The following is an 11,003-nucleotide window of genomic DNA, read 5'->3' as shown; positions in this document are numbered from 1 at the left end:
CTTTAAGAGTTTTTTCATCAGATAAATCTTTACATACATACATCATATTTATCTGTGAAAAAAGACTGAGTCCGAGTTCTTCTTCAAATAATACATCCTGCTTAATCACAAGTTCATCACTACTTACAATCCGAGCCTCTTCATCACCTTTTTCCTTAATCGAAATATAATACTGTACAGTCTCATCTGCAAAAACTAAAAACTCTTTTACAAAAATCCCCTGATACACATTTTTCATCCACTCAGTCTTATAATCCCTGCTGCCTAAATCTGTTTCAGATGAGATTCTATAATTAATAGACACCTCATCTTCATTATCTGCATAGCAGACAATGAAATTAATATTCATAATTTCAGCCGGAATCCTGCATTTACTCTTAAAATCCTTAAAAAACGGAAGAATAATACCATCTTCAACAATTTTTTCTACCCAAACAGTAACATAATCTTTTTCTTCATCAGAAAGGTACTTCTTTTCGCTCAGAGTTTTTAAATATGATATAACAAACAGCAGGTTCTTTGTCTTATAAGCTTCTTCGCATATTCTTTGGGCAAGATAATTTCCAAGCCTCATATCTTTTACAAGCCATTTATACGATACATAAGCTAAAAAAGCTTTATTTAATACTTCATTACCAAACTGCTCATAATATTCAAAAACTTCATCATAGTCTATCGCCATTTCTTCTGAAAACAGCATCTGTTCTATAAACTTTGAAACAAATTGTTCTGTCAACAGCTCCCTGTCCTTCAGTTCTTTATAAATGGAGTTAAACTCAGCAACTCCTCCTTCATAATTATCCCTGAGGAACATCATTATTTCATCATCAGCTTTTTTATCTGACATAAGTCTATATGCCAATGACGAAACAAAATAATGATTATCATCCCCATTTCTTTTATCGTTATCATGTATATAGGATAAAAGAATATTTAAAAGCTTTCCTGTATTTATTTTATCATAACTTAATATCTTAAGAGCATGTAAGGATAACGGATAAAAGTTCCTAATTACCGCTATATTAGCCGCCTTCTCCAGATATGCATTATCTTTCTGTGCAAAATTATAGTCTTTAAGTACTGATTCCAGCCTTTCTCCTTCATTTACTTCAAAATAATGCTCTAAAAGTTTTTCTCTTATAAAACACTTATATTCTGTTGTTACTTCATTAGAATTAAGCAGTTCCTCACATATTTCCGATAAATATTTACTTTCCTTATGGTATCTGTCATTTTCTGCAACAACCGTAAGAAGCTCCGCTAAACTCTTATTTCCCGCCTCATAACATCCATCAAGATAATCATAATAATTTATAAGACTCTCAAAAGTACATAGTTTATTTGCCGGATATAAATTTCCTTCTTTATCCGATACTAAAGCTGCAGTATATTCTCCTGATATATCTGCAAATACAATTCCTGAATTAAATTTATAAGAAATTCCTTCTGTAATTCCCCGGGTATGTATAGTAAGAAATTCCATATTTTTATTTTTACATATACATTTCTTCTTAAAAATTACTAATGGCAGATATTCATAGTATTCATTCAAAAATGTGCCGCTCTTAAATACTGACTTATATATAACCGCTAAATTATCATTAATATTTCCAACTTTTAACTGTTCTGCAGCAAACTTTTTAATCTGTTCTTTGTAATCCTTATAAATATCCTGAAAATCCGGTTCATTCCTATTCAGTATCAGATGTGCATATAACAGGGCTTTTTTTTCTGTACTAAGGGCATTATCATATAAAAAATATAAATAAACTGAAGGCTCTATTTTCTCATCCGTATCATTTCTCATAGTCCTCATATACCGCTCATAAATCCCCGTCAGTCTTATCCCTCTCTTAACCCCTATTCTAAACCAATCATGGTCATCTGCACTTATATCATTTTTTCTTATAAGCTGGGTACAAATAGCCTGCGTAACCTCTTCAACACCCCAACTCTTGTACACTTCTTTTAAAAGCCTTAGAACCAAAGGATTATATTCTCGAAGTGTATTTGCCAATACTACAAATTTCTCTGTAATAATTTTTCCCACAAAAAAACCATGTTTTATAGCCCAGTTAACTGCCTGTATAGAAAAGGAATCAAGTTTCTTAAAATAATCAGGCTGTGATTTATAAATACTCCATGCTTCCATAAGCAGAAAAGAACTATAAAATTTATTTCTATACAGTTCTTCTATAAATTCCAGTCTTCTTTCAAGATTTAGCTTATACCTTCCATCCATATGAATCATAAAATATAATCCTGCCTGATACCCTTTTATATTAACCAGTTTTTCAACTTCCCTCCTGCACTCTTCTTTTTCGTTATCTTCAGCCAACTGATACATAAAATATAAATGCATAAACCTAAATAACGGAGTGGCATTATAACTGTTTAATTTTAAAAGTTCTTCTTTAGCCTGTTTTTCATTACCATTTATCAGGTATAGATAAATATTAATATAGTCAATCATATCCCGGTCTTTTCCGGAAATACCTAAACCATATAATGCAGTACGCATAGATGTTGTCACATTTTTAGCTGTAGTCAGTCCCATACGGTAAGAAAAATACTCTTTAATCAGTTTATTTATATATTCAAATCTCTTTCTGCGGCCGGAAAATTTTTCTGTAGAAACTGCTGTATTAACAGCATTAAATTCCAAGCATATGTCATCATAGAGAGTGCTTATTATAACTTTACCACAAGCTTTATCGGTTTTTATATATTCCGGGTTTATAACTATTTCTAATTCACAGATACCATCTTCAAATAAATCATCTGTCAATTCTTTTTTATAAATCTTTAAAAATTCCCCCTCGGTAATAATATCTGCCTTAATATATCCCCAACTGCACTTTCTTATTATTATTCTGTCTTTTACAGGCATTCCTGATATATGATAATTATAAATTGTTTTATCTACCATCACTTTTGCTTGAGGTTTGCTCTTTGTATAACACAAAAACTCTTCTAAGGCTCTTCTTTTATCTCTGTTTGCCAAAAGTCCTTTTCTTATAAGCTTTTCTTCTTCCTTACCATTTAATATGATTTTATCAAATTCATTTCCATAGAATAGATTTGCCGCATATTCAGGATCACTTTTTGCAAATGCAGTAAACTGGTAAAGATTCTTTATCTCAGTTTCTCCATCCATCAACTGCATTTCCTTAACATATACATGATATGGAAGATTAAACTCTCCACAATCTGTAATCAAATGGATATTACCACTATATTCCTCTTCCGGCTTAAGTCCAAAAGCATCAAATTTATAGTCAATCTCCACCTCACAGCTTGAAAATGTATATGAATCAAATTTAAACCTATAATCATTACAGGTAATATAGCCCCTTATCTGCCTGTTACAATATTTCACATCATCTTTATATCTTACCTTAAAAGAACCGACAGCCTCAGTGTCGGTTCTAACTGAAATATCTAAAAAAGAGGGCAATACTAATATCTCCGAAAGCTCAAAGCTAAACTTTTCTTTTGCAAACTCCTCTATCTTCTTCTCCATCAGTAAACCCTTCCTAAATTATAAATCTTATTTTTTATAAATTATATCTTCTCTTCCGGGTCCATTACTTACCATAGTAACAGGTACTCCAAGTTCTTTTTCTATGAACTCAATATATTTCCTGCAATTTTCCGGAAGTTCTTCATACTTTCTAATTCCCTTAATCTCACATTTCCACCCTGGCAATTTCTCATATACAGGCTTGGCCTTCTTAAGTCCTGCCGTAACAGGGAAATCTTTTGTTACCTTACCGTCAATCTCATACCCCACGCAAATAGGAAGCTCATCCAAGTAGCCAAGCACATCAAGTACTGTGAGACTTACCTCTGTAGCACCCTGCATTCTTACACCGTAGCGGCTTGCTACCGCATCAAACCATCCCATTCTGCGAGGTCTTCCTGTAGTAGCACCGTATTCTCCACCATCTCCGCCTCTGTGTCTTAGCTCATCTGCCTCATCCCCAAAAATTTCGCTTACAAATTCTCCGGCTCCAACAGCACTTGAATACGCCTTTACAACAGCAATTATATCTGTAATTTCATAAGGAGGTATACCGGCTCCGATTGCCCCGTAAGAAGCAAGGGTCGAAGACGAAGTAACCATCGGATATATACCGAAATCAGGATCCTTAAGTGTTCCAAGCTGTCCTTCAAGAAGTATATTTTTACCTTCTTTAATAGCTTCCTGTATAAAAAGTGCCGTATCACATACATAAGGAGCTATCATATCCCTGTATTCGTGAAGAGTCTCAATTAACTCTGATTTGTCAATAGCAGGCTTATGATAAAGATGCTCCAAGATTACATCCTTTTGTACGCAGACTCTTTCTAATTTATCTTTAAGAATTTCATCATCAAAAAGCTCTGATACCTGAAAACCTATTTTAGCATATTTATCTGAGTAAAACGGTGCTATGCCTGATTTTGTGGAACCAAACGAATTCTTGCCAAGTCTTTCCTCTTCATACTCATCAAACTTAATATGGTAAGGCATAATAATCTGTGCCCTGTCAGATACAAGTACCTTAGGCTTTGGCACACCTTTTTCAACCAAAGAATTGATTTCTTTAATCAGGTAGGGGATATTAAGTGCCACTCCATTACCGATAATACTTGTAGTATGATCATAAAATACTCCTGAAGGAAGTAAATGAAGTGCAAATTTACCATAGTTATTAATTATAGTATGTCCTGCATTACTTCCACCCTGAAATCTTATAATGATATCGGAGGTCTCTGCAAGCATATCAGTCAGCTTGCCCTTTCCTTCATCTCCCCAGTTTGCTCCAACTATTGCTCTTACCATTTGTCTTATACCTCTTTCTTTATAGCAATTATTTTGCCTCTTCTAAAGCCTGTCTTCCAAGTTCTATAGCTCCAAGTATACCCTGATTATCATTAAGACTATTTGGAACTATATAATTATCCATATCTTTCAGCTCTTTTGTATTTAAATATCCGTTCAGCATCTTGGTTACTTTCTTTCTTACCATAGGGAAGAGCCTTTCCTGATGCATAACTCCCCCACCAAGAATTATCTTCTTTGGTGATACCGTAAGTATGTAATTTACAAGAGCCTGTGCTATATATTCGCTTTCAATCTCCCAAGCCAAATCATTGTCTGCCAAATCATAGGCTTTTTTCCCCCATCTTGTTTCTATGGAAGGACCTGCTGCCAAGCCCTCAAAGCAACTGTCATGATAAGGGCAGATACAATTTCCATTATCCTCTTTATGTTTGTTTATAATAATATGTCCTGCCTCCGGATGAAGCATTCCATGAACAAGATTTCCACCTATACAAATTCCAACTCCTACTCCTGTACCGATAGTCATATAAAGTACCGAATCAATTCCTTTCGCACAGCCAAAGACCATTTCTCCAAGGCAGGAGCCATTGACATCAGTATCTATCTTCATCGGAACTTTCAAATCTTTTTGTAATTCTTTAAGCAAATCATAATGTACCCAAGGAAGTTTAGGGGTTTCTAAAATCCGTCCATAAGTAGGTGAATCAGGTGATACATCTATTGGACCAAAACAACCTATCCCCAATGCATCTATATTTTTATCTGAAAACCACTTTATAATCTCAGGCACCGTTTCTGTCGGAGTTTTAGTAGGTATGGACATCTGTTCGAAAATTTCACCTTTTTCATTACCAGTGCACATTACCATCTTAGTTCCGCCTGCTTCAAGACCACCAAGCCTCATTCTTCTACCTCCCGGATTTTACATTTTTACTTATAAACTTATTTTTATTATAACATTTTATTTGTATATAATAAAGGGTAAGGAGTGAATTTCCTAACTAAATCTTTAATTTTACAATTCTTTTTAAGATTTCATCTCCAATGATACCCATTAATGCTCCGGTTATAACCCCAATAAACATCAGATAAGACAGATAAGAAAAAACCGCCGGCAAGTTTAAAAGTACCATAGCACAAAACAACTGTCCTATATTATGTGTTACCCCACCCGCTATGCTTACTCCCACTATTCCAAAATAATCTGTTCTTTTAAGAACTGCCATTACCCCAAAGCTTAGAATTCCACCTGAAAGTCCATAAATTGCACTATAGGGATTGCCAAAGGTAAAGCCTACTAAAATAATTCTTATTACTGACACAGTGATACCTGCCCTTAATCCTCCTGTATACATAGCTAACAATACTATTATGTTAGCAAGTCCAAGTTTCATTCCCGGAACATGAAAATTAAACGGAATAAGCACTTCTATATAACTTGCAATAAATGCCAAAGCCACCAGTATTCCATACATCGATACCCTATTTGCCACCTTCTCCTCCTCAATCTGAAACGCCATCTATAACTGTTTCATCATTTTCACTATCTTCTATCTTAACTACAATCCTATTTGGCAGGCATACCAGCATTTCTCCTGTCCTCTCTATTTTTCCCTGCTTTATACACTGCCTGTCCGGACAGTTTGCTTCTAATATATAAGCTTTTCCATCTTCGATGATAAGAGTATTCTTCCCAAGATGCGAGCCTTCAAGCTCATATCTTGCATTTTTTGAAAGAGGATATTTAGCTATCTTTTTACCATCAACAGATACAACAACATTTTTTCTCAATACATCCGCAGAACTTACATTTATCAAATCTATCACAAATAATGCAGAGGATAGAATAAGCAAGGTCAATCCTAAAACAATGTCATGTAATCTTTTTTTTCTATTTTTGTCCATCAGTCTTATCTCCATTACTAACAGCATTAAATCAACTTTGTAATAAACTTTCTTAATAATTATAACATTCTAACCTTAAATTTTCAAAACTTCTTTAATAATCAAAATACTCAAACCTGCCAACAAACAGAAAATACCTCAACGCTATATCAAAAGCCCGAGGCATTATCTACTTTTAAATATTCTATTTTTTATTTTTTTGCAATTCTTCCCTGTTTTACAAGAAGTTCTGCTATCAGCACCGCACCGCCCGCAGCTCCTCTTAAAGTATTATGTGAAAGTCCTACAAACTTGTACTGGAAAAGACTATCCTCACGAAGTCTTCCTATCGAAACTCCCATCCCTTTTTCATAGTCTACATCAAGGGCTACCTGAGGACGGTTGTCATCTTCAAGGTACTGTATGAAATTCTTTGGTGCACTTGGAAGTTCCAGTTCCTGTGGAAGTCCCTTAAAATTCCTCCATCTTTCTATCATTTCTTCCTTAGAAGGCTTCTTCTCAAAATCTACAAACACAGCTGCTGTATGTCCGTTAAGCACAGGAACTCTTATACACTGAGTTGTAATAAGAGGGGCTGCCGCCTTAACTATTACGCCATTCTCAACCCTTCCCCAAATACGGAGCGGTTCCTGTTCACTCTTCTCTTCTTCTCCACCAATATAAGGAATAATATTAGAAACCATTTCAGGCCAATCCTTAAAATTCTTGCCTGCTCCCGATATAGCCTGATAAGTTGTAGCTACCACCCTCACAGGAGTAAACTCTTTAAGAGCATGAAGAGCCGGAGTATAACTCTGAATAGAACAGTTTGGCTTAACTGCTATAAATCCCTTCTTCGTACCAAGACGCTGCTGCTGAAATTTGATTACTTCGAGATGTTCCGGATTGATTTCAGGCACTACCATAGGCACATCAGGTGTCCAGCGGTGAGCTGAATTATTGGAAACTACCGGAGTTTCTGTCTTTGCATATGCCTCTTCTATCGCCTTAATCTCATCCTTAGTCATATCTACTGCACTGAAAACAAAATCTACTTTCTCACTAACCCTTTCAACCTCGTTTACATTATCAACTATTAAGTGCTTAATTTTCTCAGGCATAGGAGTTTCTAACTTCCATCTGTCACCTACCGCCTCCTCATAAGTCTTTCCTGCACTCCTTTTTGATGCAGCCACACAGACTACTTCAAACCACTCATGATTTTCAAGCAGAGATAAAAATCTCTGTCCCACCATACCTGTCGCACCTAATACTCCTACTTTTAACTTTTCCATCTCTATTCTCCTTGTCTTTCTCTCGTGGACATTTGTCTTTTTAATATAACGGCTATACTACTACTTTATATCATAAATTTCAAGGATATTTTATATTTTTTTTATTTTTAGCAAATCTTTACAAAGGTATAGAAACTATTATCTATTTTTGATATACTATTACTATTCTTTGAAAAGCTAAACTTAGGAGGTTTTAAATGGCACATACGTTTCAGCCTTATACAAATGACATACTTACTATGAATCCATTTCAAATTAATGAAGAACCTGCCCTGCTTACTTGTGGGGAAGAGGGAAATGTCAACACCATGACCATATCTTGGGGAGGCATGGGGGTAATATGGAATAAAGATGTCGGGTTCGTCTTTGTAAGGGGCAGCAGGTATACCAAAGAATTTCTGGATAAGTATGATACATTTTCAATAACACACTTTACTCCAAACAAATCCACAGGACTTATGCTTAAGTATATTGGAAGTGTTTCCGGTAGAAATGAAAATAAAATTAACAATGCAAAATTCCACGTAGAATATCACAACGGAACCCCTTATATTGATGAGGGCAGAGATGTTATCATTATGAAAAAGCTCTCCGTAACTAAGCTTAACCCTGAAGACTTCATCGACCCGACTATTGATGAAAGGTTCTACGGTGACAAAGATTATCATTATATGTACATAGGCGAAGTGCTACAGCTTATGTCAAGATAAATGTTATTATGTATGAAAGAAGGAAATTAAATGTCTAAAATTATTTTAACCGGTGACAGGCCTACCGGCAAACTCCATTTAGGCCACTATGCAGGCTCTCTTAAAAGAAGGGTTGAACTTCAAAATTCCGGAGAGTTTGATGAAATATACATTATGATAGCTGATGCTCAGGCACTTACTGATAATGCTGAAAATCCTGAAAAAGTAAGACAGAATATAATAGAAGTTGCTTTGGATTATCTTTCAGTTGGACTTGATCCCGAGAAATGTACCCTCTTCATTCAGTCTCAGATACCGGAACTTTGCGAACTGTCTTTCTATTACATGGACTTAGTTACAGTTTCAAGACTCCAGCGCAATCCTACTGTAAAATCTGAAATTCAAATGAGGAATTTTGAAACAAGTATACCTGTCGGTTTCTTTACCTATCCTATCAGCCAAGCTGCCGATATTACGGCATTTAAAGCAACTCATGTACCTGTTGGAGAAGATCAGGAACCAATGATTGAGCAGACTCGTGAAATAGTAAGAAAGTTTAATTTTACTTACAGTGATGTTCTTATTGAGCCAAATATTATGCTCCCTGATAATGAAGCCTGCAAGCGTCTTCCCGGTACAGACGGAAAAGCTAAAATGAGCAAATCTCTCGGAAACTGTATCTATCTTTCAGACAGTTCTGAAAAAGTAAAAGCAAAAGTAATGAGTATGTATACAGATCCTGACCATGTAAAAGTAAGTGACCCCGGCAAAATAGAAGGTAATACGGTATTTACATATCTTGATGCCTTTGTAAAAGAAGACAGTTTCAGCAAATATCTTCCTGAATACGAAAATCTGTCTGCTCTTAAAGCTCATTATCAGGCAGGTGGACTGGGTGATGTGAAAGTAAAACGATTCTTAAATGCAGTCCTTGAAGAGGAACTAGAGCCAATTAGAGCAAGAAGAAAAGAATATGAGAAAAATATCCCTGCTGTATATGATATTCTCAAAAAAGGTAGTGAAAAAGCCAAAAAAACTGCTGCCCAAACTCTTTCCGAAGTTAAAACAGCAATGAGGATTAATTACTTTGATGATATTGAGCTTATAAAAGAACAGAGTGAAAGATTTAAATAAAATTATAAAACTATAACTAAACTCCGAAGAATGCATTATTAAAATGCTGTTCTTCGGAGTTTTAATGTTTCTATTAAGTTATTTAAAAATGACACATTTCTCCAAAAACTCTTCTTCTAAATAAGTATCATAGCATCACCGAAAGAAAAAAATCTATATTTTTCACTCACTGCTGTTTCATAAGCCGAAATTACCCTTTCTTTACCTGCAAATGCAGAAACTAACATTACGAGAGTTGACTCCGGAAGATGAAAATTAGTTATCAGACCATCCATAATCTTGAACTTATAACCCGGATAAATAAAAATATCGGTTTCACCTGTCTTGGCAGACATCAATCCATTCTCATCCGCTACAGATTCTATAGTCCTGCAACTGGTAGTTCCTACACAGATAACCCTTCCACCATTCCTTTTGGTATCATTAATTATTTCTGCCGCTTCCTCATTTACCTCATACCATTCAGTATGCATATGATGATTGTTCACATCTTCCACTTTTACAGGTCTAAAAGTTCCTAAGCCTACATGAAGAGTTATTCCTGCAATCTTTATTCCTTTTTTCTCTATCTTATCAAGAAGTTCTTTTGAAAAATGCAAACCGGCAGTAGGTGCTGCTGCCGATCCGTTGAATTTTGCATAAACCGTCTGATACATCTCTTTGTCTTCCAATTTATGAGTAATATATGGTGGTAAAGGCATTTCACCAAGTGAATCTAATATTTCTTCAAAAATACCCTCATAATAAAACTTAACAAGCCTATTACCCTCTTCTGCAATTTCAAGAATTTCAGCCTTAAGTCTTCCATCTCCAAATACTACCCTGGCTCCAGGTTTCAGTTTTTTACCGGGCTTTACCAAAGTTTCCCAGACATCATTTTGAAGCCTCTTCAAAAGTAAAACTTCTACCTTTGCTCCTGTATCCTCTTTAGCTCCTATAAGTCTTGCAGGAATTACCCTCGTATTATTAATTACCAGACAATCCCCTTCATTAAGATAATCAATCACATCACTGAATACTTTATGTTGTATTTCACCTGAGTTCCTACTTAGTACTAGAAGCCTGGATGCAGTCCTATCTTCCAATGGGTCTTGTGCAATCAGCTCCTCAGGCAATTCATAAAAAAAATCACTGGTTTTCATATATTATAATGTCCTCGCTCTATCAGCT

Annotated in this window: 9 protein-coding genes; 2 read left to right on the top strand and 7 right to left on the bottom strand. The window is 35.2% G+C overall.

All coding sequences use genetic code 11. From position 1 onward, the window contains the following. From ACTTKP_RS05455 to asd, 6 genes are all read right to left on the bottom strand, one after another. The coding region (locus ACTTKP_RS05455; protein ID WP_442552895.1) for a DUF5717 family protein at positions 1-3,523 on the bottom strand (3,523 nt) is incomplete at its 3' end. Positions 3,524-3,550: 27 nt separating this feature from the next. Beyond that, on the bottom strand, positions 3,551-4,828 hold the full coding sequence (locus tag ACTTKP_RS05450; RefSeq protein ID WP_442552894.1) for an adenylosuccinate synthase: 1,278 nt from the start codon (positions 4,826-4,828) through the stop codon (positions 3,551-3,553). A 28-nt stretch (positions 4,829-4,856) separates the two neighbouring features. Beyond that, the gene (locus tag ACTTKP_RS05445) at positions 4,857-5,735 is read right to left on the bottom strand and encodes an ROK family protein (protein WP_442552893.1); all 879 of its coding nucleotides are present in this window, start codon (positions 5,733-5,735) and stop codon (positions 4,857-4,859) included. A 97-nt stretch (positions 5,736-5,832) separates the two neighbouring features. Beyond that, positions 5,833-6,324, bottom strand: coding sequence for a Gx transporter family protein (locus ACTTKP_RS05440; protein ID WP_442552892.1), 492 nt, complete (start codon positions 6,322-6,324; stop codon positions 5,833-5,835). 10 nt (positions 6,325-6,334) lie between these two features. Continuing rightward, positions 6,335-6,736 carry a NusG domain II-containing protein gene (locus tag ACTTKP_RS05435; RefSeq protein WP_442552891.1) on the bottom strand — a complete coding sequence of 134 codons (402 nt, stop codon included), beginning with the start codon at positions 6,734-6,736 and terminating at the stop codon, positions 6,335-6,337. A gap of 191 nt (positions 6,737-6,927) precedes the next feature. Continuing rightward, positions 6,928-8,010, bottom strand: coding sequence for an aspartate-semialdehyde dehydrogenase (gene asd, locus ACTTKP_RS05430; protein ID WP_442552890.1), 1,083 nt, complete (start codon positions 8,008-8,010; stop codon positions 6,928-6,930). A gap of 197 nt (positions 8,011-8,207) precedes the next feature. Here asd and ACTTKP_RS05425 point away from each other — a divergent pair, with 197 nt between their 5' ends. Both ACTTKP_RS05425 and trpS read left to right on the top strand, forming a co-directional pair. Further along, positions 8,208-8,720, top strand: a complete 513-nt coding sequence (locus tag ACTTKP_RS05425; RefSeq protein ID WP_442552889.1) for a flavin reductase family protein — start codon at positions 8,208-8,210, stop codon at positions 8,718-8,720. 30 nt (positions 8,721-8,750) lie between these two features. Next, the gene (trpS, locus tag ACTTKP_RS05420; protein ID WP_442552888.1) at positions 8,751-9,833 is read left to right on the top strand and encodes a tryptophan--tRNA ligase; all 1,083 of its coding nucleotides are present in this window, start codon (positions 8,751-8,753) and stop codon (positions 9,831-9,833) included. 116 nt (positions 9,834-9,949) lie between these two features. Here the strand turns inward: trpS and queA are convergent, their stop codons facing one another. Continuing rightward, on the bottom strand, positions 9,950-10,975 hold the full coding sequence (queA, locus tag ACTTKP_RS05415; RefSeq protein ID WP_442552887.1) for a tRNA preQ1(34) S-adenosylmethionine ribosyltransferase-isomerase QueA: 1,026 nt from the start codon (positions 10,973-10,975) through the stop codon (positions 9,950-9,952). Positions 10,976-11,003: the final 28 nt, after the last annotated feature.

It is taken from the genome of Catonella sp. (assembly GCF_052169795.1).
In the GTDB taxonomy this organism is placed as follows: Bacteria; Bacillota; Clostridia; order Lachnospirales; family Lachnospiraceae; genus Catonella.
Note: the sequence above shows the minus strand (reverse complement) of the source record. Positions and strands in the feature narration are given on the sequence as shown.

What these genes read in the sequence shown, in the direction of transcription:
- ACTTKP_RS05445 (WP_442552893.1), bottom strand. Translation starts at nt 5,735, where the DNA reads ATGAGGCTTGGTGGTCTTGAAGCAGGCGGAACTAAGATGGTAATGTGC.
- trpS (WP_442552888.1), top strand. Translation starts at nt 8,751, where the DNA reads ATGTCTAAAATTATTTTAACCGGTGACAGGCCTACCGGCAAACTCCAT.
- ACTTKP_RS05425 (WP_442552889.1), top strand. Translation starts at nt 8,208, where the DNA reads ATGGCACATACGTTTCAGCCTTATACAAATGACATACTTACTATGAAT.
- asd (WP_442552890.1), bottom strand. Translation starts at nt 8,010, where the DNA reads ATGGAAAAGTTAAAAGTAGGAGTATTAGGTGCGACAGGTATGGTGGGA.
- ACTTKP_RS05450 (WP_442552894.1), bottom strand. Translation starts at nt 4,828, where the DNA reads ATGGTAAGAGCAATAGTTGGAGCAAACTGGGGAGATGAAGGAAAGGGC.
- ACTTKP_RS05435 (WP_442552891.1), bottom strand. Translation starts at nt 6,736, where the DNA reads ATGGACAAAAATAGAAAAAAAAGATTACATGACATTGTTTTAGGATTG.
- queA (WP_442552887.1), bottom strand. Translation starts at nt 10,975, where the DNA reads ATGAAAACCAGTGATTTTTTTTATGAATTGCCTGAGGAGCTGATTGCA.